Here is a 22,452-nt window from a genome sequence, read left to right on the forward strand (position 1 = left end):
GCCGTCGTGAGCTCACTCACCCACCTCGGCGAGTTGGCTGTAAGTTGAGCAGGTGCACAGCGCGCAACGGCCGGGCGGTGGTCGATAACGGCTGTCAACAGCTTTGCGGAACATCTCTAGCAAATACCCGTCGATGTGCAATTGATTCGCTCGCCCGCGCCGGATCGCGGTTACAGTGGTCGCATGATTCGTGGCGGTGCCGGGTCGATGTGCACCCCGCACCCGGCGGGGAGGGCCCGGGTTGGCTGAGTACCGACTTGAGGAACTCGCGCGGATCTCCGGTGTCAGTGCCCGCAACATCCGTGCCTATCGCGAAAGAGGTTTGCTCGACCCCCCGCGTCGGGTGGGGCGGTCGGCGTTCTACGACGACTACCACCTGTCGCAGCTGCGCACCATCAACCAGCTGCATCGGCGGGGCTTCAACTCCGCACACATCGCCGAGTTCTTCTCGAGCATGCGCCAAGGCGCCGATCTGGCCGACATCCTGGGAATCCAACGCGCCGTACTCGGCCCGCCCGCCGATCAGGCCGTCGAGTCGGGACCGCGATCCTCGGCGGAGTCGCCCGGCATCGACATCGATCCCGACGGCGAGGAGGCGCGGCGGTTGGTCGAGTACGGCCTGGCCGAGGTGACCGAGGGTGTCGTCGTGCTCGCCGACCCGGCGATCAGTGACGTCATCGCCCGCACGTCAGACCACCTGCTTTACATTCGCGCGCTGCTGCGCATTTACGAGGCGACGCGGTCGGCGATCAGGAGCATGGCCGACGGGTTCGTCGAGGTGCTCGAGGAATGCGTGGCCGACAGGTTTGGAAGGCGAGCACCAGCGCCCGACGAGATGAGCCGGGTGACCCAGGATTTCCGGGAACTGTGGCGCCGGGTGGTGGCCGGTGAGCTGGACAAATCCCTGCGCCAACAGCAGAACCCCCCGGCCTGATCCTCGGTGTCGCTCGGTGGCGCGGTTCGCTGGGCAACCCCGCCGCCGTGATGCTCAAGCACGGAAATCTTGATGCACCTGTGACCAGTGGCGCAGACGTTAATTTTGTGGCGTTTGTCGTACCCTGTGGCGGATGTCGATTTCACGGCGCACGGTGCTGAAAGGGGCGGTCGCGGCGCCGGCGGTGCTGGCTGCCGGCGGTGGCCTACAGGCGCTGACAGCCGCGGCGTCTCCCGCGACGGCATCTGCGGCGCCGCTGGGCATCCTGCTGGATTACGCGGCGGGCGTCATCAAGGCCGCCGATATCCGCGCCTCCGGCGCGGTCGGAGCCATCCGGTATGTCTCCGACCGACGGCCCGGCGGCGACTGGATGCTCGGCAAGCCGATCCAGCTGGCCGAGGCCCGTGACCTGTACCAGAACGGGTTGAAGATCGTGTCGTGCTATCAGTACGGCAAACGGGACACCGCGGACTGGCTCGGTGGCCAGAAGGCCGGCGTCGCCCATGCCAAGCGGGGTTGGGAATTGCACGTCGCCGCGGGCGGCTCCTACGGGGCCCCGATCTACGCCTCGATCGACGACAACCCCACCTATGAGCAGTACAAGCAGCAGGTGGCACCGTATCTGCGCGGTTGGGAGGCGGTGTTGGGGCGGCAGCGCGTCGGTGTGTACGCCAACTCCAAGACCATCGAGTGGGCCCTGCAGGACGGCCTGGGAAGCTACTACTGGCAGCACAACTGGGGATCGCCCGGAAAGGTCGCCCACCCCGCCGCGCATCTGCACCAAGTCGAGATCGACAAGCGGTCGGTCGGGGGCGTCGGCGTGGACATCAACCACATACTCAAGCCCAGCTACGGTCAGTGGGACTAAAACCTTACCGATTAGTAATAACGCCAGCAAACAACTTCTGGTGGCTGGGCTGGGGCGGGAGACAATTCTCGGCGAGCTGTCGCATTTTTTGCCCGTGCTCCGGACGGCAGACCGCAACGAGAAATCAGAGATAACGATTCGATAACAATACTGCCTTGATCAGGGAAATTAGCCCTACTCCACCGTAACCACCTGCATGCAGGACGTTTGTCCCAGAAGCCTTCTGCGCCCGTCGAACTCCGCGTTACCCAACTATCGGTTACTAAAGCGTAGAACTCGCTAGTAACCATTTTGGGCTGTCAGAATGGCCTGGTTCTTATGAGACTCTTAGTACGGCCGGAGAGTCCGCGCGACAGTCGTGAGACCGCTCTGGCCGCACAGACCTGAAACGGTCGGGATTCGACGTCGAATCGCAGAGCCTCGCGTGCGCGCGAGCCACCCAAAGCATCAGGGCCGACAGCCACAGACGACGAGCAGTACAAGCGGGACCGAGGGAGACAACACGACGTGACGATCAACGAGCAGCACCGGGCGCCCACCGACCGCAAGACGCAGGACTCGGCCGCCCTTGCCGGCACGCACGCCCTCGTTGATCGACTGAACGCAGGCGAACCGTATGCGGTCGCGTTCGGCGGCCAAGGCGGCTCCTGGCTGGAGAATCTCGAGGAGCTCGTCAGCTCGGCCGGCATCGAATCTGAGCTCAGCGAGGTCGTCGGCGAGGCCGAGCTGCTCCTCGAGCCGGTGGCCCGTGAGCTCGTCGTGGTCCGGCCCATCGGGTTCGAGCCGATGAAGTGGGTGCGGGCGTTGGCCGCCGAAGAACCGCTGCCCACCAGCAAGCAGCTGATCACCGCCGCCATCTCGGGCCCGGGCATCCTGCTGACCCAGATGGCGGCCATCCGCGCATTGACCCGCCAGGGCCTGGATCTGCAGGGCAGCCCGCCGGTGGCGATGGCCGGTCACTCCCAGGGCCTGATGGCCTGTGAGTCGCTGCGCGCCAACGGCGCAAGGGACGCCGAGCTGCTGGCTCTGCTGCAGCTGATCGGCGCGGCAGGTTCACTGGTCTCGCGGCGCCGCGGCATGGTGGGCCGCGGGGACAAGTCACCGATGGTGTCGGTCACCAACGTCGATCCGGACCGCATCGCCGAACTCCTCGACGAGTTCTCCCAGGACGTCCGGACGGTGCTGCCGCCGGTGCTCTCGATCCGCAACGGTCGACGGTCGGTGGTCATCACCGGCACGCCAGAACAACTCGGCCGTTTCGAGCTGTACTGCGCGAAGATCACCGAGAAGGAAGAAGCCGAGCGCAAGAACAAGCTGCGCGGCGGCGCGGTGTTCTCGCCGCAGTTCCACGGGGTGCAGGTCGAGGTGGGCTTCCACACGCCGCGGCTGGCCGACGGCGTCGAACTCGTCGACCGCTGGGCCGCGCAGTGCGGAATCGACGCCGAGCTGGCGCATGAGATGACCGAATCGATCTTCGTGCGGCCCATCGACTGGGTGGCCGAGGTCGAGCGGCTGCACGAGGCCGGCGCGAAGTGGATCGTCGACCTGGGGCCGAGCGACACCGCGACCCGGGTGACCGCGCCGATCGTCCGCGGGCTGGGCATCGGCCTGGTGCCCGCCGCCACCCGGGTGGGCCAGCGCAACCTGTTCACCGTCGGCGCCGAACCCGACGTGCCGCCCGCCTGGTCGAGTTTCGCGCCCACCACCGTGGCACTGCCCGACGGCTCGGTGAAGCTGTCGACCAAGTTCACCCGGCTGACCGGGCGCTCGCCCATCCTGCTCGCGGGCATGACCCCGACGACCGTCGACGCCAAGATCGTCGCCGCGGCCGCCAACGCCGGGCACTGGGCTGAGCTGGCCGGTGGCGGACAGGTCACCGAGGAGATCTTCGAGAACCGCATCGCGGAGCTGACCGACCTGCTCGAGCCCGGACGTGCCGTGCAGTTCAACGCCCTGTTCCTCGACCCGTATCTGTGGAAGCTTCAAGTCGGCGGAAAACGCTTGGTGCAGAGGGCACGTCAGTCCGGTGCGCCGATCGACGGTGTCGTCGTCAGCGCGGGCGTTCCGGAACTCGCCGAAGCCGTCGACCTCATCGACGAGCTCAACAGCGTGGGCATCAGCCACGTGGTGTTCAAGCCCGGCACCGTCGACCAGATCAAGTCGGTGATCAACATCGCCGCCGAAGTGCCCGGCAAGGACGTGATCGTGCACATCGAGGGCGGTCGCGCGGGCGGGCACCACTCGTGGGAGGACCTCGACGACCTCCTGCTGGAGACCTACGCCGAACTGCGCAAGCTGCCCAACATCACGGTCTGCGTCGGCGGTGGAATCGGCACCCCGGAGCGGGCCGCCGAGTACCTGTCCGGCAACTGGGCCAAGCCCTACAACTACCCGCCCATGCCCGTCGACGGCATTCTGGTCGGCACCGCGGCGATGGCCACGCTGGAGGCCACCACCTCACCGGCCGTCAAGCAGATGCTCGTCGAGACGGGCGGCACCGATCATTGGATCAGCGCAGGAAAAGCGCAGGGCGGCATGGCATCTTCGCGCAGCCAGCTCGGCGCCGACATCCACGAGATCGACAACGCCGCGTCGCGGTGCGGCCGGCTCCTGGACGAGGTCGCCGGTGACGCCGAGGCCGTCGCGGCGCGCCGCGATGAACTGATCGCGGCGATGGCCAAGACCTGCAAGCCCTACTTCGGCGACGTCGGCGACATGACCTACCTGCAGTGGCTGCAGCGGTACGTGGAGCTGACCGTCGGCGACGGCGACAGCACCGCCGACACCGTGGCGCCGGGCAGCCCGTGGCTGGCCGACACCTGGCGCGACCGGTTCGCGGCCATGCTTCAGCGGGCCGAGGCCCGGCTGCACCCTCAGGACTCCGGAACCATCGAGACGCTGTTCTACGCCGAATCCGAAGGTGCGGATGGCGCCGAAGGCCGTGCGCTACTGGAGGATCCGCAGCGGGCCATCGCCACGCTGTTGGCGCGCTACCCCGAGGCCGAGACGCTCAAGTTGCATCCGGCGGACGTGCCGTTCTTCATCACGCTGTGCAAGACCCCCGGCAAGCCGGTGAACTTCGTGCCGGTCATCGACAAGGACGTGCGGCGCTGGTGGCGCAGCGACTCGCTGTGGCAGGCCCACGACGCGCGGTATTCGGCCGACCAGGTGTGCATCATCCCGGGCATCCAGGCGGTGGCCGGCATCACCCGCGCCGACGAGCCGGTCGGTGAGCTGCTCGACCGCTTCGAGAAGGCCGCGATCGATCAGGTGCTCGCCACCAACGGCCAGCCCGTGCCGGTGGTGTCGCGACGCTTCGCGCGCGCCGACATCACCGGGCCCCTGGCGGTCGTGCTGGACTCGCCGGACGTGCTGTGGGCGGGGCGCACCGCGATCAATCCCGTACACCGCATCGGTCCCCCCGATGAGTGGCAGGTCAACGACGTGCCCGGAAAGCCCAGCGCCACACACGCTTCCACCGGTGCGCGGCTCGAGCTCGGATCCGACGGCGTCACGCTCAGCGTTCCGCTCTCCGACATCTGGATCAACATCCCGTTCACGCTGCCGCCGTGCACGGTCAACGGCGGCATGCCGGTCGTCACCGTCGAGGACGCCTCGGCGGCGATGCGCTCGGTTCTGGCGATCGCCGCGGGTGTCCAGACACCCGACGCGTTGCCGCCGGTGGACGGCAACACCGCGACGGTGACCGTCGACTGGGATCCCGAGCAGGTCGCCGACCACACCGGGGTCACCGCGACGTTCGGCGCGCCGTTGGCGCCGGGTCTCACGCTGGTGCCCGATGCGCTGGTGGGGCACTGCTGGCCAGCGGTGTTCTCGGTGATCGGTTCGGCGACCACCGAGGACGGCTTCCCCGTGGTCGAAGGCCTGCTGAGCCTGGTGCACCTGGACCACGCCGCGCACCTGCTCGCGCCGATGCCTAAGATCAAGGCCGAATTGACCGTCACCGCAACGGTTTCCACCGCCACCGACACCGAGTACGGCCGGGTCATCCCGTTGCGGGTCAGCATCGCCGACAGCGACGGCACCGTGTTGGCCCGACTGGAGGAGCGGTTCGCGATCCGCGGCCGCACCGGCGCGGGCGAACTCACCGACCCGCCGCGGGCCGGCGGCGCGATGACCGACAACGCGACCGACACGCCCCGGCGGCGCCGCCGTGACGTCACCGTCACCGCGCCCACCGACATGAGCGCGTTCGCCGTCGTCTCCGGTGACCACAACCCGATCCACACCGACCGGGCAGCCGCCCTGCTGGCCGGGCTGAAATCACCGATCGTGCACGGCATGTGGCTGTCGGCGGCAGCCCAACACGTGGTCACCGCGACCGACGGCCGGGCTACCCCGCCCGCCCGCCTGGTGGGCTGGACGTCGCGCTTCCTGGGCATGGTGCTGCCCGGCGACGAAATCGAGTTCCGCGTGGACCGCGTCGGCATCGACCGCGGCGCCGAGGTGATCGAGGTGGCCGCCCGGGTCGACAACGAGTTGGTGATGTCGGCGACGGCGCAGCTGGCCGCCCCGAAGACCGTCTACGCCTTCCCCGGCCAGGGCATCCAGTCCAAGGGCATGGGCATGGAGGTGCGGGCACGTTCCAAGGCCGCGCGCAAGGTCTGGGACACCGCCGACAAGTTCACCCGCGATGTGCTGGGCTTCTCGGTGCTGCACGTGGTGCGCGACAACCCGACCAGCCTGATCGCCTCCGGTGTGCACTACCACCATCCCGAGGGTGTGCTGTACCTGACGCAGTTCACCCAGGTGGCGATGGCGACGGTGGCCGCGGCCCAGGTCGCCGAGATGCGTGAGCAGGGCGCGTTCGTCGAGGGCGCGATCGCCTGCGGCCACTCGGTCGGCGAGTACACCGCCCTGGCCTGCGTCATCGGGGTGTACAAGCTCGAGGGCCTGCTGGAGGCGGTGTTCCACCGCGGCTCCAAGATGCACGACATCGTTCCGCGCGACGCCCAGGGCCGGTCGGACTACCGGATGGCCGCGATCCGCCCGTCGCAGATCGATCTCGACGACGCCGACGTTCCGGCGTTCGTCGAGGAGATCTCGCAGCGCACCGGCGAGTTCCTGCAGATCGTGAACTACAACCTGCGCGGTTCGCAGTATGCGATCGCCGGCACGGTCGCCGGGCTCGAGGCGCTGGAGGAAGAAGTCGAGAAACGCCGCCAGATCACCGGTGGCAAACGCTCTTTCATCCTCGTGCCCGGTATCGACGTGCCGTTCCACTCCTCGGTGCTGCGCATCGGGGTCGCCGACTTCCGGCGCGCGCTGGAACGCGTGATGCCGGAGGAAGCAGATCCGGAACTGGTTGTCGGACGCTACATTCCGAACCTGGTGCCGCGCCCGTTCACCCTCGACCGGGACTTCATCGAAGAGATCCGCGAACTCGTGCCCGCCGAACCGCTCGACGAGGTCTTGGCCGACTACGACACCTGGCGCAACGAGCGGCCGAAAGAGCTGTGCCGCAAGATCGTCATCGAACTGCTGGCCTGGCAGTTCGCCAGCCCGGTGCGCTGGATCGAGACCCAGGACCTGCTGTTCATCGAAGAGGCCGCGGGCGGTCTCGGCGTCGAGCGCTTCGTCGAGATCGGTGTGAAGTCCGCGCCGACCGTCGCAGGCCTGGCCCAGAACACGCTGAAACTCCCGGAGTACAGCCACAACACCACCGAGGTGCTCAACGCCGAGCGTGACGCCGCGGTGCTGTTCGCCACCGACACCGATCCGGAACCGGAGCCCGAGCTCGATGACGCGCCGGGTCCCGAGGCGGTCGAGGCGGCCCCTTCGGTCGCGGCGCCCGAAATTCCCGCGGCCCCTGCCGCGCCGTCGGGCGGACCCCGTCCCGACGACCTCGGTTACGACGCCGCCGACGCCACCATGGCGCTGATCGCGCTGTCGGCCAAGATGCGCATCGACCAGATCGAGCCGCTGGACTCCATCGAGTCCATCACCGACGGCGCGTCGTCGCGACGCAACCAACTGCTCGTGGATTTGGGCTCGGAGCTGAACCTCGGCGCCATCGACGGCGCCGCCGAGGCCGACCTGGCCGGGCTGAAGGGGCAGGTGACCAAGCTGGCCCGGACCTACAAGCCGTTCGGCCCGGTGCTTTCCGACGCGATCAACGACCAGTTGCGCACGGTGCTCGGCCCGTCCGGCAAGCGTCCGGCCTACATCGCCGAGCGGGTCAAGAAGGTCTGGGAACTCGGTGACGGCTGGGCCAAGCACGTCACGGTCGAAGTCGCGCTGGGCACCCGGGAGGGTTCCAGCGTGCGCGGCGGCGACCTGGGCGGCCTGCACGACGGCGCGCTCGCCGACGCGGCGACCGTCGACAAGGTCATCGACGCCGCCGTCGCGGCGGTAGGGGCGCGGCACGGCGTCGCCGTGTCACTGCCCGCGGCCGCCGCGGGCAGCGGCGGGGGCATGGTCGATTCGGCCGCGCTGGGCGAGTTCGCCGCGCAGGTGACCGGGCCCAACGGGGTGCTCGCATCGGCGGCCCGCCTGGTGTTGAGCCAACTCGGCCTCGATGCCCCTGCGAGCGTTCCGGATGCCACCGACGCCGAGCTGATCGAACTGGTGACCGCCGAACTGGGTTCGGACTGGCCGCGTTTGGTGGCGCCGGTGTTCGACGCCCGCAAGGCGGTGCTGTTCGACGACCGCTGGGCCAGTGCGCGCGAGGACCTGGCCAAGATCTGGCTGATGGACGAGGACGAGATCGACGCCGACTGGCCGCGGCTGTCGGAGCGGTTCGAGGGCACCGGCCACGTCGTCGGCAAGCAGGCCACCTGGTGGCAGGGCAAGGCGCTGGCCGCGGGCCGCAACATTCACGCCTCGCTGTACGGCCGGGCCGCCGCGGGCGCGGAGAATCCCGGCAAGGGCCGCTACAGCGACGAGGTCGCGGTCGTGACCGGTGCGTCGAAGGGATCCATCGCCGCGTCGGTGGTGGCCAACCTCCTCGACGGCGGCGCGACGGTGATCGCGACGACGTCGAAACTCGACGACGACCGGTTGGCGTTCTACCGCACGCTCTACCGCGACCACGCCCGGTTCGACGCCAAGCTGTGGGTGGTTCCGGCCAACATGGCGTCCTACACCGATATCGACGCGCTGGTCTCGTGGGTGGGCAGTGAACAGACCGAAAGCCTTGGGCCGCAATCGATCCACCTCAAGGATGCGCTCACCCCGACGTTGCTGTTCCCATTCGCCGCACCGCGGGTCGCCGGCGACCTCTCCGATGTCGGGTCGCGGGCCGAGATGGAGATGAAGGTGCTGCTGTGGGCGGTCCAGCGGCTGATCTCCGGGTTGTCGCATGTCGGCGCCGAACGGGACGTTGCCGCGCGGCTACACGTGGTGCTGCCCGGCTCACCGAACCGCGGCATGTTCGGCGGTGACGGCGCGTACGGCGAGGCCAAGTCCGCGCTGGACGCGCTGGTCACCCGGTGGAAGGCCGAATCATCTTGGGCGCAACGAGTTTCGTTGGCGCACGCGCTGATCGGCTGGACCAAGGGCACCGGGCTGATGGGGCACAACGACGCGATCGTCGACGCCGTCGAAGAGGACGGGGTGACCACCTACACCACCGACGAGATGGCGACCATGCTGCTCGGGCTGTGCGACATCGAAGCCAAGGTGGCGGCCGCACGCGAGCCGCTGCAGGCCGATCTGACCGGCGGGCTGGCCGACGTGGAGCTCGATCTCTCGGAGCTCGGCGCCAAGGCCCGTGAGGAGATGGTGTCGGAGTCGGCCGCCGAGGACCCCGAAGCGCACGGCATGATCCGGGCGCTACCGTCGCCGCCGCGCGGGCACCGCGCGGCACCGCCGCCGGCGTGGGACGACCTCGACGTCGACCCGGCCGACCTGGTCGTCATCGTCGGCGGTGCCGAACTCGGGCCGTACGGCTCGTCGCGGACCCGCTTCGAGATGGAGGTCGAGAACGAACTCTCGGCCGCCGGAGTGCTGGAACTGGCGTGGACCACCGGCCTGGTCAAGTGGGAAGACGATCCGACCCCGGGCTGGTACGACACCGAGACCGGCGAGCTCGTCGACGAGGGCGAGCTGGTGGAGCGCTATCACGACGCTGTGCTCGACCGGGTGGGCATCCGCGAGTTCGTCGACGACGGCGCCATCGGCCCGGATCACGCCGCGCCGCTGCTGGTTTCGGTGTTCCTCGACAAGGACTTCACGTTCGTGGTGTCCAGCGAGGAAGAGGCCAGGGCGTTCGTGCACTTCGATCCGGAGCACACCGTGATCTCGAAGGTGCCCGATACCGGCGACTGGCAGGTCACCCGCAAGGCAGGCACCGAGATCCGGGTTCCGCGCAAGACGAAGCTGTCGCGCACGGTCGGCGCGCAGATCCCCACCGGGTTCAACCCGATGGTCTACGGCGTCAGCCAGGACATGATGAACTCCATTGACCGGCTGGCGATCTGGAACCTCGTCACCACCGTCGACGCGTTCCTGTCGGCGGGCTTCACCCCGACCGAACTGATGCGCTGGGTGCATCCCAGCCTGGTGGCCAGCACGCAGGGCACCGGGATGGGCGGCCTGACGTCGATGCAGACCATGTACCACGGCAACCTGCTGGGCCGGAACAAGCCGAACGACATCCTGCAGGAAGTCCTGCCCAACGTGTACGCCGGCCACGTCGTGCAGTCCTACATCGGCAGCTACGGCGCGATGATCCATCCGGTCGGCGCGTGCGCCACCGCGGCCGTGTCGGTCGAGGAGGGCGTCGACAAGATCCGTTTGGGCAAAGCGGAATTCGTCGTCGCCGGTGGTTACGACGACCTGACGCTGGAAGCCATCATCGGCTTCGGGGACATGTCGGCCACCGCGGACACCGAGATGATGCGCGCCAAGGGCATCAGCGACTCGAAGTTCTCCCGCGCCAACGACCGGCGCAGGCTCGGGTTCGTCGAGGGCCAGGGCGGCGGCACCCTGCTGCTGGCCCGCGGGGACCTGGCGCTCAAGATGGGCCTGCCGGTGATGGCGGTGATCGCCTACGTGTCGTCGTTCGCCGACGGCGTGCACACGTCGATCCCGGCTCCGGGCCTGGGTGCGCTCAGCGCCGGCCGCGGCGGACGCGAGTCCGACCTGGCGCGGTCGCTGGCCAAGCTCGGCGTCGGCGCCGACGACATCGCGGTGGTGAGCAAGCACGACACCTCGACGTTGGCCAACGACCCCAACGAGACCGAGCTGCACGAGCGGCTGGCCGCCTCGCTGGGCCGGTCCGACGGCGCCCCGCTGTTCGTGGTGTCGCAGAAGAGCCTCACCGGCCACTCCAAGGGCGGTGCCGCGGCGTTCCAGATCATGGGGCTGTGCCAGATCCTGCGCGACGGCGTCATCCCGCCCAACCGCAGCCTGGACTGCGTCGACGACGAACTCGCGGGCGCCGAGCACCTGGTCTGGCTGCGCGACACGTTGCGGTTCGGCGACAGCTTCCCGCTCAAGGCCGGTCTGGTGACCAGCCTGGGCTTCGGGCACGTGTCGGGTCTGGTGGCGCTGGTGCATCCGCAGGCGTTCATCGCGGCGCTGAGCCCGCAGCAGCGTGAGGACTACCTCGAACGCGCCAACGCGCGGGTGCTGGCCGGTCAACTCCGGTTGGCGTCGGCGATCGCGGGCGGACCGGCGCTGTACGAGAAGCCGGCCGACCGCAGGTTCGCCGCCGACGTACCGGAGAAGCGGCAGGAGGCCGAGATGCTGCTGAACCCGGCGTCGCGGCTCGGTGACGGCGACGTGTACGAGCCTGCTGCGCCATGGCGATAGTCGGGGTGGGGATCGACCTGGTCTCCATACCCGAGTTCGCCGCCCAGGTTGACCAGCCGGGAACGGTGTTCGCCGAGACGTTCACGCCCGGGGAGCGTCGCGACGCCGCCGACAAGAGCTCGTCGGCGGCCCGGCACCTGGCGGCGCGGTGGGCGGCCAAGGAGGCCGTCATCAAGGCGTGGTCGGGCTCGCGGTTCTCCAAGCGGCCGGTGCTGCCCGAGGGCATCCACCGCGACATCGAGGTCATCACCGACATGTGGGGCAGGCCCAAGGTCCGGCTCACCGGCGCGATCGCCGAGCATCTCAAGGACGTGACGATTCATTTGTCGCTGACCCACGAGGCCGACACCGCGGCGGCGGTCGCCATCCTCGAGGAGCGCTGACGGGTTTCTTCGCGAGCGTGCGTGTCTGCGCGCGACACGCCGCCAAATTGTGCGAGTTTGCGCACGCTCGCGGCCAGGCGGCGACCCATTAACCTCGAGGGCATGGACGATCTCGTGCGGCGAGTGCGTGAGGTGCTGCCGTCGGTACGGCGCGACCTCGAGGATCTTGTGCGGATCGAGTCGGTGTGGGCCGACCCGGCCCGCCGACCGGAGGTGCACCGCAGCGCCGACGCGGTGGCAAAGCTGCTGTCCGACGCGGGATTCGGGGACATCCAGATCGTGAGCGAAGGCGGCGCGCCTGCGGTCATCGGGCGTCATCCCGCACCGCCGGGTGCGCCCACCGTGCTGCTGTATGCCCACCACGACGTGCAGCCGGAGGGCGACCACACGCAGTGGCACTCGCCGCCGTTCGAGCCGACCGAACGCGACGGCCGGCTGTATGGCCGGGGGACCGCCGACGACAAGGCCGGTATCGCAACGCATTTGGCGGCGTTCCGGGCACATGGGGGCAAACCGCCGGTCGGGGTGACGGTGTTCGTCGAGGGTGAGGAGGAATCCGGGTCGCCGTCGTTGTCGAAGCTGCTGGCCGCACAGCGTGAGACGCTGGCCGCCGACGTGATCGTCATCGCCGACTCCGACAACTGGAGCACCGACGTGCCGTCGCTGACGGTGTCGCTGCGGGGGCTCGCCGACTGCGTCGTCGAGGTGGCCACCCTCGATCACGGGTTGCATTCGGGGTTGTGGGGCGGAGTGGTGCCCGACGCCCTCAGCGCGCTGGTGCGGTTGCTCGCCAGCCTGCACGACGACGACGGCAACGTCGCGGTGGCGGGGCTGCATGAGGCCACGGCGGCCGACGTCGACTATCCGCCGGAGCGGCTGCGCCGGGAGACCGGCTTACTCGACGGGGTGTCCGAGATCGGGTCCGGCTCAGTGCCGCAACGGCTTTGGGCCAAACCCGCGATCACGGTCATCGGGATCGACACGACGCCGATCGACAAGTCGTCGAACACCCTGATCCCGCGGGCCAGGGCGAAGATCAGCATGCGGGTCGCGCCGGGAGGCGACGCGGCCGAACACCTGGCCGCGCTGACGCGTCATCTCGAGACGCACGCGCCGTGGGGAGCGCGCGTCACCGTCACGCCCGGCGACCTCGGCCAGCCCTATCGGATCGACGCCACCGGGCCGGTCTACGACGCGGCCCGGGCCGCGTTCCGTGAGGCGTGGGGCACCGAACCCGTCGACGCCGGCGTGGGCGGCTCGATCCCGTTCATCGCGGAGTTCGCGGAGGCGTTCCCGTCGGCCAAGATCCTCGTCACCGGGGTGGAAGACCCTGCGACACAGGCACACAGCGTCAACGAGAGCCTGCACCTCGGGGTGCTGGAACGCGCCGCCACCGCCGAGGCGCTGCTGCTGGCGAAGCTCGGCTCAGACGGAAAGATCGCGACGTAGCTTGGCGACGTGCCCGGTGGCCCGCACGTTGTACTGAGCCACCCCGATCCTGCCCTTCTCGTCGACGACGAACGTCGAGCGAATAACACCCTGAACGCTCTTGCCGTACATGGTCTTCTCGCCGTAGGCGCCCCACTCGGTGAGCACCTTGCGGTCCGGGTCCGACAGCAGCGGGAAGGTCAGCTTCTCCTTGTCGCGGAACTTGGCGAGCTTTTCGGGCTTGTCGGGGGAGATGCCGATGACATCGAGCCCGGCCTCGTTGAGCTCGGCGAGGTTGTCGCGGAAATCGCAGGCCTGCTTGGTGCAGCCGGGCGTCGATGCCGCCGGGTAGAAGTACACGATGACCTTGCGGCCCTTGTAGTCGGAGAGCTTGACCGTGTTGCCGTCGGAATCCGGCAGGCTGAACGCGGGCGCTTTGTCGCCGACCTCGAGTCGCGGTGTCTGTGGCACGGCTGGCATCCCTTCTTGTCGACCGGTGCGCTCCGGTGAGCGCGGGCTGCTTTAGGGTAGATCGGCAGGCTCCGAAGTGGAGCGGCGACTTCTCAGGCGGCTTGGAGGCGCAAGTGGCAGACCGCGACCCCGACACCATCAAGCGGGAGATCGATCAGGCACGCAATCAGCTGGCGTCGACCGTGGACCTTCTGGCCGAACGGGCCAACCCCAGCCGGCTGGCCGAAGACTTCAAGGCTGGTGCCGTGCGGTTCGTCAAGAAGCCCGCCGTGGCGATGTCGCTGGCCGGTGCGGGCGCGTTGCTGCTGGTGTTGGTGGTGCGCCGGGTCAAGCGCGGCTGACGCCGTTCAGCCCCGACGCCGCGCGGAGCGGAACCAGTCGGCGAGGGAAAAGCTCGGCGGGTTGGCGACCCGGCCGAGACGGCTGCAGCTGTAGACCGCGACCGGGCTGTCCACAGTTACCTCATCGGCAGCGTGCGAACCGACGGCGCTTGCCGTCAACGATCCGCTCATCTGCGACATCAGCTAATTCCCCGTCTCTTCGATCATTCGGCAGGCCCGCGGCCTGTCGCCCCACTGTCAGCTAACGAAACTGTAGCAGAAGTTTTTGCCCTCTAGCAGCATAAAACCCGAATAACCCCGTTCCGTTATTGTCTTCTCCGCAACTTTCGGGGACAGCGTGTGATTTTCACCATAAGTTTGCTTATGTCATCGCCAGCACATCGTCTGCGGCGGGGCCGTCGATCGGCAGAGTAATTTGCGCATCCGTAATCCGCAACGTTTCGCGGACTGCTCACAAGCCCGGGTGGGCGGTAATGCGTGCGGCAGGCTGGGAGGGCTTGCTGCCCGCCTGCCAGTCCAAATGCAAAAAGGGGCCGAAAGATCGGCCCCTCGTGGTGCGCCGTCAGGGTTTCGAACCCCGGACCCGCTGATTAAGAGTCAGCTGCTCTACCAACTGAGCTAACGGCGCTGCGTGTGCGACAATAACAGGCCCTCTGGCGCAGGGTGAAATCCCGAGCGCAGGCGGTTGCCGGGGAGGCCGCCGAGGCGACTTCCAGGCGTGTTTGCCCATACACTGTTTCGAGAAGTGTTGCTCCGTGCTTCCTGGTTGCGAGGTGGAAAGAACATGTGGCAGGTCCGTGCTGTGACCCGTCCGCGCCGACGTCGTGCATGGCTGACGGCCATTGCCCTTGTCCCCGTGGTCGCGTTGGGGCTGTCTGCCTGCGGCAGCAATTCCGCGCCCCCGCAGCCCCAGGTGATCACAGACAAGGGAACGCCGTACGGGGATTTGCTCATTCCCAAGCTCGTCTCCTCGGTCAAGGACGGCGCGGTGGGGGTCAGCGTCGACGCCCCGGTGACCGTCAGCGCGGAATCGGGCGTGCTGGGTTCGGTCACGATGGTCAACGAGAACGGGCGCGTGGTTGACGGCAAGCTGAGCCCCGACGGCCTGACCTGGTCGACGACGGAACCGCTTGGCTACAACAAGCGCTACACGTTGACCGCGGAGTCGATGGGCCTCGGCGGCGCCACCAGCAGGCAGATGACCTTCGAGACGCACTCGCCGGAAAACCTGACGATGCCCTACGTGGTGCCCAGCGACGGCGAGGTCGTCGGGGTCGGTCAGCCCGTGGCGATCCGGTTCGACGAGAACATCCCCAACCGTCTGGCCGCGCAGCGCGCGATCACGATCAAGACCACGCCGCCGGTCGAGGGCGCCTTCTACTGGCTGAACAACCGCGAAGTGCGTTGGCGCCCACAGCATTACTGGAAGCCCGGCACCAAGGTCGAGGTGTCGGTCAACACCTACGGCGTCGACCTGGGCGACGGCTTGTTCGGGCAGGAGAACGTCTCAACGCATTTCACCATCGGTGATGAGGTCGTCTCCACGATCGACGACAACACCAAGACGATGACGGTGAAGCGCAACGGCGAGGTCGTCAAGACCATGCCGGTTTCGATGGGCAAGAACAGCACGCCGACCAACAACGGCACCTACATCGTCGGCGAGAAGCGCGCGCACATGGTGATGGACTCGTCCACCTACGGGGTGCCGGTCAACTCGCCCAACGGATACCGCACCGAGGTGGACTGGGCGACGCAGATCTCTTACAGCGGCATCTACGTGCACGCGGCGCCGTGGTCGGTGGGCAGCCAGGGCTACAGCAACGTCAGCCACGGCTGCGTCAATGTCAGCACCAGCAACGGGCAGTGGTTCTACAACAACTCCAAGCGCGGTGACGTCGTCGAGGTCATCAACACGGTCGGTTCCACGCTGCCGGGCACCGACGGCCTCGGGGACTGGAACATCCCGTGGGAGACGTGGAAGGCCGGCAACGCCGGCGTCTGAGCCGAAAAATGGTCAGGGAGCGGAATCCGCTCCCTGACCGATCGGGGTGGCTGACGGGACTCGAACCCGCGACAGCCAGGATCACAACCTGTCTGCGGATTAATGTTGAAAAGGGCTATTGAACTGCACCTATAGTCCCTAAGGACGAGAACCTTCGCAACGTTCAGAGCGGACATAATGGTGCATAAATGCCTGCTAGGAGACGCGTCGGTGTTGCGCTAAGGTTGCAGCCGTGGCCGCAGTGAAAAAGGCTAAGAGGCGCTCCTGGGGCACATTGCGCACCATGCGCAACGGGCGCGTCCAGGCGAGTTACGTGGCCGACGACGGTCGCCGCTACTACGCCGCCCACACTTACGACACGCGGATGGACGCTGAGGGCTGGTTGGCCAACGAGCGCCGGTTGATTGAATCGGGAGACTGGACGCCGCCAGATACGCGTGCCGCAACTAAGCTTGCCGGAACAGTGCTACTCCGTGAATACGTCAACGGCTGGTTGTTGGAGCGGGACCTCACACCGAAGACGCGGGCACTGTATGCGGACCTACTGAACAGCCGAATACTGCCGGTGCTGGGCGAAGAAATGCTGAGGAACGTATCACCCGGCATGGTTCGCGCCTGGTGGATCGGACTGGGCAAGGCGACGCCGACGAGGAATGCTCACGCCTACCAACTGCTGAGAACGATCTTCAACACTGCGGTTGCGGATAAGGTCGTCTCCGAGAATCCGTGCCAGATCAAGTCGGCGGGGAAGGCCCCGAAACCTCGTGATGTTCGACCGCTGACTCCCGATGAGCTAGAGCAAGTGGCTGACGCCGTCCCCGAGAAATATCGGGCTGCTGTCCCGGTTGCTGCCTGGTGTGGACTCCGCTTCGGAGAATTAATTGAACTGCGGCGGAAGGATGTTTATACCGTTGATGGCAACACTGTGCTGCGCATTCGCCGGGTGGCCACACGTGTGGGGAACCGAATTGAGGTCGGCCCACCGAAGACGGATGCAGGAATTCGCGATGTTACTGTCCCGCCCCACGTCGCTGAGACTCTCCGCCGACATATGCGCGTCAACACGGGGCAGGGGCCGGAATCGTTCTTGTTCACCACGACTCGCGGGCAGCGGCTATCGACGACGGCCTTCACAAAGGCCGTAAAGGTTGGCTTTGCGAACGTGGGCAAACCCGAGATGCGCGTACATGACCTTCGACACGTCGGTGCGACGCTCGCTGCCCAGGCTGGCGCGACTACGAAGGAATTGATGAGGCGTATTGGCCACACAACCCCGGCGATGGCAATGCGTTACCAGATCGCGGCTGATGAACGTGATGCGGCGATTGCCCGTGAGATGACCAGGCTGGCGGGTCCGCACGGAAGTTCTTGAGTATCTTGCGAAATGGCGTGGATTTGCAGCTTCCAAGCGTGCGCTGTACTGTGACCTCGTCACCAAACACTTCGCAGATAGCGAGCCTCCTCTAGGCATCATTTGGGCCCTGGCCGATAAGCGGCTGGGCCATGCCGAAGGAGAAATGTGTTTCAAGAGGTCCCGTCAGTCAGCTTCGCCGAGGGGCTGCCGAAACGACCAACCATCAAGCAGGCCGCCGACCATCACGGGCTGTCCGAGAAAACGATCCGTCGTTACATCGCTGAGGGTCGGCTAGTCGCATACCGCGTCGGCAAGCGCAGCATACGAGTTGATCGGGAGTCCCTGATCCGTCTCGCGACGCCGCTGGGCGGTGCGGCATGACCGGCAAAGACCGCTCAGTCAAGCTGGTTCCCGCCACGGACGTGACCGATGACGTTCCAGTTTGGGCGTGGACCTACGGGGGGAAGGGACGCATTCAACTCGGTACGTTGGCACTCTTCGCGGGTCGGCCGGGAGCCGGAAAATCAACCGCTGCACGCTGGTTCGCAGCGGCGGTGTCGAACGGCACGCTGGCCGGCTGCTGGGAGGGGCGGCCGCAGAACGTCGCCTACATCGCTCCGGCGGAGGAGTCAGTGAAGTACATCGTCAAGCCGGGCTTGCGAGCAGCGGGCGCGGCGATGAACCGAATTTTCTTCCCGGAGGTGCGGTGCGACGGCATGCAGGTCCGTCTTCTCTCTGTGGACGACGAGGACAGGCTCACGGAGTGTTTCGTCGCGCACGATATAAAGCTCATCGTCGTCGATCCGCTGATGGACACCATAAGTGCCAAGGCAGATATCAACCGAAACAACGAGGTTCGTGCGGCATTGCAGCCTTGGATGCGTATGGCGGACTTGCTGGAAGGTTGCATCCTCGGCGTCGCGCATCTCAAGAAGATGCCCGGAGATGACATAGTGGCAGGGATTAACGCTTCGTCAGCCTTCGGTGAAGTCGCCCGCGCAGTCTTCGGCTTCGTGAAGGACGATGAATCGCCCGACGATCGGATCATGTCTCAAGCGAAGAACTCAACCGGCGAGGAAGACCTTGCGTTAAGGTATCGTATCGAAACCTGTTCCGTTATAACGGATTCGGGTAGCACTGGGGTAGTGGGGCGCTTCGCCATCACAGGAAATTCTGACCGCACTGCGGGAGACGTGTTGCGAAACGCTTCTGACGACCGGCATGCGTGTCGGAAGTGGCTCAAAACGCATCTGGTAGACCACGGGAAGACTGCATCCGCAGAGGTGAAACAGTTCGGGGAGGCGCAGGGGTTCAGTACTTCGGCGATCGATCGTGCTGCCCGATTGCTCAACGTCACTGTCACCTCTGCCGGGTTCCCTCGAAAAACGTACTGGTCGTTTTCCACACCAACGAAGGTTGGGGCGACCGACGTAACCGACGTGACTGACGCAACTTGCGCCGAGGGCACCCCGAGCGCTTCGGTCGTCGATGCAGTCACGTCAGAAACGTCAGTCACCTCTGTTCAGTTCGGCGACCCCCGTGATGGGGATGCTGTAAAGCAGACGGCGTAGCGCCTGACGATGAGGGGCACGGACCAGCGCAGCCGGGCTGGTCCGCGCCCGTCGTCTCAAAACTAAAGAACTGAGACGGCATGATGAGACCTACTATGGGGCCGGAACTGCCAGTTGAAATTGTCTCAAAAGTTGCGTCAATATGGGTGTCTCATATTGACGTGTTCTGAGACTTTTGAGACACTTAAGGTATGGCAACGGCTATCGCTACTGGCACCCAACTTGGTTACGCCCGAGTAAGCACTGGGCATCAATCGCTCGATCAGCAAGTCGATGCGCTTACCGCCGCAGGCGTCGATTCGTCACGCATTTACTCCGACAAGCTGTCGGGCATGTCGTCGCGGGAGGAGCGTTCCGGCTTGGGTGCGCTGTTGGACTATGCACGCGAAGGTGATGCCATCGTGGTCGTGGGCATCGACCGTTTGGGCCGTAACGCCGCAGAGGTAATGACCACAATCCGGGAGTTGGGGCAGCGCGGAATCGTGTTGCGTTCGATTCGCGAGGGGATCGACACCTCGAACGCCACTGGTCGAATGGTGGCGGGGGTGCTGGCGAGCCTGGCCGAGTTGGAATTGGAGTTGGGGCGGGAGCGTCGGACGGCAGCGCGAGAGGCGCGTCGCGCACGCGGGCAGTCAATCGGTCGTCCGAAGGCTCTAGACGATGCGAAAGCGGCTTTGGCGCAGCGGATGCACGCTAGTGGAGAGTCGGCGACCACGATCGCGAGTGCGCTCGGTGTCAGTCGTGCCACCGTTTATCGGGTGCTGAGCCAAGGGGCATAACGGGAGACCATCGTAATTTCCACGACAACGTCCGCCGTTGCTGGTCGTGCCGCGTGTTTCATACAGCAGCGATTTGTGATTCATCCCAATGCGTGTCGTCTGTCTCGTAGAGCAGCCCCTCGAACCAGTCGATTGCATATTCAACGTGCGGCATTGGCGCTTCCCACCGCACGTCAGTGACCGTGCCACGAGCTCCCTCCTGTAGCGGTGCCATGCAGTCCACCCGCCCGACGAATGCGACTGTGTCGCCAATCTTGTGTGCGGCTGTCGGTATCGAATCGTCCAGGACCCACACGCCGTTGCGTTTCCCATCGGCGGCGTAAGTGTGGCGTTCGATGAACCATCCGTCCTCTGCAAATACCGGCTCCCACTCTTCGCACTCGTCCCAGTCGATGTGGTCAGGAATTCGCTCAACTTCGTCGGCGATAGCACGCAGCATCGTTGCGAGAGTCGCGCCCCGATCTTTATCGACGGTCGAGAGCCTTAGCTCGAACATGATGTGATCACTCCTTCGTATGCGATTGCGATTATGGCCGTTTTGACGAGGGTGGCGAAGGCACGTCAGAGGCCCGCCCCATGCCCAGTGGTGGTCATGTTCCGCACGTTCGTCATGAATTGATGACGCTTCTTCGCCGCATCGGAACCCGAAGCACCCATTGCTATTTCGAGGGTTCGGCGTAAGGGGACTGGCGATTCTGCTATTGCGTCGTTCCGTGCGATTAGGCGGCGGATTTCGTCATCCGTAGGGTTGCGGTACGACTTCTTGAGGTTGCAGGAATCATGGGCCAGGACCAAATTCCACACACCGTTTAGGTCGGGACCCTTCCAACTCCCGGTGGTCATCCACTTGAAGGGGAAAACGTGATCGACGTGTATGTGGGGTCCGTTGAGGTCGCCCAGAGGTTCGCGGCAGTAGAAGCAGCGCCCGTACTGGAATCCGTCGATTGAGGCGCGAAGACTCGTTAATGCCACTCTCTGCGCCGCAACGACAAGCTGGCCGCTCGCCTCCTCGAACTTGAGCCCACCCATAATGCTGCGTCCGATGCCGGCATCGAACGATGCCTCCACGATTCTCCATCGGGCGTCGAGTTCATCGTCGAGAACGCCTGACGACTCGTCCGCGACGGCACGCAGGCTAGGGGTTAGGCGGACGATGCGGGTGGGTCCCCGCCCCTCTAGTTCGTAGAACCTGTGCGCCACTTCCCGGCCCGCAAGGTTATGGAACTTCTGCATCACCATCGCAGGAATCGACTTAACCGCCGCACTGACAAGGGCTTCCGTAGGTCGTCCCGCTGCTCGTGACTCCTCGCGCTCTCGCGCCAACACCGCCAAAAAGTCCTGCTCGCCCATTGATTGCGAACTCGGCGCTTGCGGAAAGTCGCCCGACCGATCAACCAGTTGTGCAGCGTAGGCGGTCGCCAAGTCCACTAGCGGAACGGCATCGCGACCCGTGCGAGCCATGTCCAGCAAAGCCGCACCGAGAGGGAACTTGTATGTTCGCACATTGGCGCCCATCAAGATCGCCTGCCGCCACGCCGTCCGAGCTGTCGGTTCACTGCGGTAGAACTGCTCCAACATGGATCACATTATGGCGAGGCGCTCCGACATTACGGGCAAATTGATCCGGGATGGCGTGGCAGCCGTCATCGCAGCGTCCGGACGGACAGCCAGAGTAAAGACGCTCGACGAAACGGCTTACCGTGCCGCGCTCTGGGACAAGCTGGACGAGGAGGTCGAAGAACTCCGGCGCGCCAGCAACCCAAACGACGTGTTGGAAGAAGCCGCCGATATTCTGGAAGTGCTCGTAAGCATCGCCGAGACTCACGGACACACAATCGACGGGCTGCTTCGCACTGCGGCGATGAAACGGGCGGAGCGCGGACGGTTCCGCAACAGGTTGTGGCTATCGGCGGAGGGGCCTCAGTGAATGCCATCGAACCGGAAACACTGATCAGTGCGCGTTGCTACAGCCGCGACGAGGTGCTGGCCCGTCCTTGTCCCGTCCCGAAATCGCCGGGCGTGTACGGATGGTGGTTCCGTCAAATACCCGGCGCGATAGATATCACCGCATGCGAGAAGCGGGACGGGTTAACCCTTCTGTACACCGGCATCAGTCCGTCGCGGCCACCAGCGAACGGCAAGCCGCCGAGTAGCCAAAGCCTGTTCCATCGGATTCGCTACCACTACACCGGAAACGCAGAAGGATCGACCCTCCGCAAGACCCTAGGTGTGCTGCTGGCCGGAGAACTCGGCATCCAGTTGCGCCGCGTCGGGTCCGGGACACGACGGACGTTCGGCCCTACAGGAGAAGCCGCGCTCAGCCAATGGATGGCCGACAACGCTCTGGTTTCATGGGTGGTACGCGAGGAGCCTTGGGTCCTGGAAGAAGAACTCATCGCTAGCCTCGACCTGCCCCTGAATCTTCAAGGGAACGCACACAACGACTTCTATCCGACGCTGAGGCGCATCCGCGCTGAGGCGGAACGAGTAGCACGGGACCTTCCGATCGTCTAACGGGCTGGTCCTCGTTCCAGATTTGCG

General features: G+C 65.9%; 17 protein-coding genes and 1 tRNA gene. 13 read left to right on the top strand and 5 right to left on the bottom strand.

Going from position 1 to position 22,452, the window contains the following annotated elements:
* The first annotated feature begins 241 nt into the window (after positions 1 to 241).
* The 5 genes from G6N28_RS19805 to G6N28_RS19825 all read left to right on the top strand — a co-directional run bounded on the left by G6N28_RS19805 (position 242) and on the right by G6N28_RS19825 (position 13,411).
* Positions 242 to 934, top strand: a complete 693-nt coding sequence (locus G6N28_RS19805; protein ID WP_163903230.1) for a MerR family transcriptional regulator — start codon at positions 242 to 244, stop codon at positions 932 to 934.
* A 133-nt stretch (positions 935 to 1,067) separates the two neighbouring features.
* Positions 1,068 to 1,802 (top strand): DUF1906 domain-containing protein, encoded by a 735-nt coding sequence (locus tag G6N28_RS19810; RefSeq protein WP_163903232.1) that lies wholly within the window; start codon positions 1,068 to 1,070, stop codon positions 1,800 to 1,802.
* A 507-nt stretch (positions 1,803 to 2,309) separates the two neighbouring features.
* Positions 2,310 to 11,579: a type I polyketide synthase gene (locus tag G6N28_RS19815; RefSeq protein WP_163903234.1), complete on the top strand. Its 9,270-nt coding sequence runs from the start codon at positions 2,310 to 2,312 to the stop codon at positions 11,577 to 11,579.
* On the top strand, positions 11,570 to 11,962 hold the full coding sequence (acpS, locus tag G6N28_RS19820; RefSeq protein ID WP_163903236.1) for a holo-ACP synthase AcpS: 393 nt from the start codon (positions 11,570 to 11,572) through the stop codon (positions 11,960 to 11,962). Before G6N28_RS19815 ends, acpS begins: the two co-directional genes overlap by 10 nt.
* A gap of 102 nt (positions 11,963 to 12,064) precedes the next feature.
* Positions 12,065 to 13,411, top strand: coding sequence for a dipeptidase (locus G6N28_RS19825; protein ID WP_163903238.1), 1,347 nt, complete (start codon positions 12,065 to 12,067; stop codon positions 13,409 to 13,411).
* Here the strand turns inward: G6N28_RS19825 and bcp are convergent.
* On the bottom strand, positions 13,388 to 13,861 hold the full coding sequence (gene bcp, locus G6N28_RS19830; RefSeq protein ID WP_163903240.1) for a thioredoxin-dependent thiol peroxidase: 474 nt from the start codon (positions 13,859 to 13,861) through the stop codon (positions 13,388 to 13,390). The genes G6N28_RS19825 and bcp overlap by 24 nt on opposite strands.
* A gap of 113 nt (positions 13,862 to 13,974) precedes the next feature.
* Here bcp and G6N28_RS19835 point away from each other — a divergent pair, with 113 nt between their 5' ends.
* On the top strand, positions 13,975 to 14,202 hold the full coding sequence (locus G6N28_RS19835) for a DUF3618 domain-containing protein (protein ID WP_163903242.1): 228 nt from the start codon (positions 13,975 to 13,977) through the stop codon (positions 14,200 to 14,202).
* A 6-nt stretch (positions 14,203 to 14,208) separates the two neighbouring features.
* Here G6N28_RS19835 and G6N28_RS19840 read toward each other — a convergent pair whose 3' ends face one another.
* Positions 14,209 to 14,382 carry a hypothetical protein gene (locus G6N28_RS19840; RefSeq protein ID WP_163896474.1) on the bottom strand — a complete coding sequence of 58 codons (174 nt, stop codon included), beginning with the start codon at positions 14,380 to 14,382 and terminating at the stop codon, positions 14,209 to 14,211.
* Between the two features lie 372 nt (positions 14,383 to 14,754).
* Positions 14,755 to 14,830 (bottom strand) — tRNA-Lys (locus tag G6N28_RS19845).
* Between the two features lie 156 nt (positions 14,831 to 14,986).
* Here G6N28_RS19845 and G6N28_RS19850 point away from each other — a divergent pair.
* The 5 genes from G6N28_RS19850 to G6N28_RS19870 all read left to right on the top strand — a co-directional run bounded on the left by G6N28_RS19850 (position 14,987) and on the right by G6N28_RS19870 (position 19,911).
* A complete protein-coding gene (locus tag G6N28_RS19850) occupies positions 14,987 to 16,207 on the top strand; it encodes a L,D-transpeptidase (RefSeq protein ID WP_163903244.1) in 1,221 nt (406 codons plus the stop codon).
* 232 nt (positions 16,208 to 16,439) lie between these two features.
* The gene (locus G6N28_RS19855; RefSeq protein WP_235674632.1) at positions 16,440 to 17,579 is read left to right on the top strand and encodes a site-specific integrase; all 1,140 of its coding nucleotides are present in this window, start codon (positions 16,440 to 16,442) and stop codon (positions 17,577 to 17,579) included.
* Between the two features lie 147 nt (positions 17,580 to 17,726).
* Entirely contained in the window at positions 17,727 to 17,942 is a 216-nt protein-coding gene (locus tag G6N28_RS19860) for a helix-turn-helix domain-containing protein (protein ID WP_235674633.1), read from the top strand.
* A complete protein-coding gene (locus G6N28_RS19865) occupies positions 17,939 to 19,132 on the top strand; it encodes an AAA family ATPase (protein WP_163903246.1) in 1,194 nt (397 codons plus the stop codon). The genes G6N28_RS19860 and G6N28_RS19865 overlap by 4 nt, the downstream gene beginning before the upstream one ends.
* A 191-nt stretch (positions 19,133 to 19,323) precedes the next feature.
* Positions 19,324 to 19,911 (top strand): recombinase family protein, encoded by a 588-nt coding sequence (locus tag G6N28_RS19870; RefSeq protein ID WP_163903248.1) that lies wholly within the window; start codon positions 19,324 to 19,326, stop codon positions 19,909 to 19,911.
* Between the two features lie 58 nt (positions 19,912 to 19,969).
* Here the strand turns inward: G6N28_RS19870 and G6N28_RS19875 are convergent, their stop codons facing one another.
* Entirely contained in the window at positions 19,970 to 20,407 is a 438-nt protein-coding gene (locus tag G6N28_RS19875) for a hypothetical protein (protein WP_163903250.1), read from the bottom strand.
* Between the two features lie 65 nt (positions 20,408 to 20,472).
* Positions 20,473 to 21,489, bottom strand: a complete 1,017-nt coding sequence (locus G6N28_RS19880) for an HNH endonuclease (RefSeq protein WP_163903252.1) — start codon at positions 21,487 to 21,489, stop codon at positions 20,473 to 20,475.
* Between G6N28_RS19880 and G6N28_RS19885 the strand changes: the two genes are divergently transcribed.
* Together G6N28_RS19885 and G6N28_RS19890 are read left to right on the top strand one after the other, a co-directional pair.
* Positions 21,488 to 21,838 carry a nucleoside triphosphate pyrophosphohydrolase gene (locus tag G6N28_RS19885; RefSeq protein WP_235674634.1) on the top strand — a complete coding sequence of 117 codons (351 nt, stop codon included), beginning with the start codon at positions 21,488 to 21,490 and terminating at the stop codon, positions 21,836 to 21,838. The genes G6N28_RS19880 and G6N28_RS19885 overlap by 2 nt on opposite strands.
* Entirely contained in the window at positions 21,835 to 22,425 is a 591-nt protein-coding gene (locus G6N28_RS19890) for a GIY-YIG nuclease family protein (RefSeq protein ID WP_163903254.1), read from the top strand. The genes G6N28_RS19885 and G6N28_RS19890 overlap by 4 nt, the downstream gene beginning before the upstream one ends.
* Positions 22,426 to 22,452: the final 27 nt, after the last annotated feature.

Origin of the sequence: Mycolicibacterium pulveris (genome assembly GCF_010725725.1) — a bacterium.
Lineage (GTDB): Bacteria > Actinomycetota > Actinomycetes > Mycobacteriales > Mycobacteriaceae > Mycobacterium > Mycobacterium pulveris.

Coding starts and splice junctions, on each gene's coding strand:
- G6N28_RS19810 (WP_163903232.1), top strand. CDS start 1,068: ATGTCGATTTCACGGCGCACGGTGCTGAAAGGGGCGGTCGCGGCGCCG.
- acpS (WP_163903236.1), top strand. CDS start 11,570: ATGGCGATAGTCGGGGTGGGGATCGACCTGGTCTCCATACCCGAGTTC.
- G6N28_RS19825 (WP_163903238.1), top strand. CDS start 12,065: ATGGACGATCTCGTGCGGCGAGTGCGTGAGGTGCTGCCGTCGGTACGG.
- G6N28_RS19840 (WP_163896474.1), bottom strand. CDS start 14,382: ATGTCGCAGATGAGCGGATCGTTGACGGCAAGCGCCGTCGGTTCGCAC.
- G6N28_RS19850 (WP_163903244.1), top strand. CDS start 14,987: ATGTGGCAGGTCCGTGCTGTGACCCGTCCGCGCCGACGTCGTGCATGG.
- G6N28_RS19865 (WP_163903246.1), top strand. CDS start 17,939: ATGACCGGCAAAGACCGCTCAGTCAAGCTGGTTCCCGCCACGGACGTG.
- G6N28_RS19870 (WP_163903248.1), top strand. CDS start 19,324: ATGGCAACGGCTATCGCTACTGGCACCCAACTTGGTTACGCCCGAGTA.
- G6N28_RS19875 (WP_163903250.1), bottom strand. CDS start 20,407: ATGTTCGAGCTAAGGCTCTCGACCGTCGATAAAGATCGGGGCGCGACT.
- G6N28_RS19885 (WP_235674634.1), top strand. CDS start 21,488: ATGGATCACATTATGGCGAGGCGCTCCGACATTACGGGCAAATTGATC.
- G6N28_RS19880 (WP_163903252.1), bottom strand. CDS start 21,489: ATGTTGGAGCAGTTCTACCGCAGTGAACCGACAGCTCGGACGGCGTGG.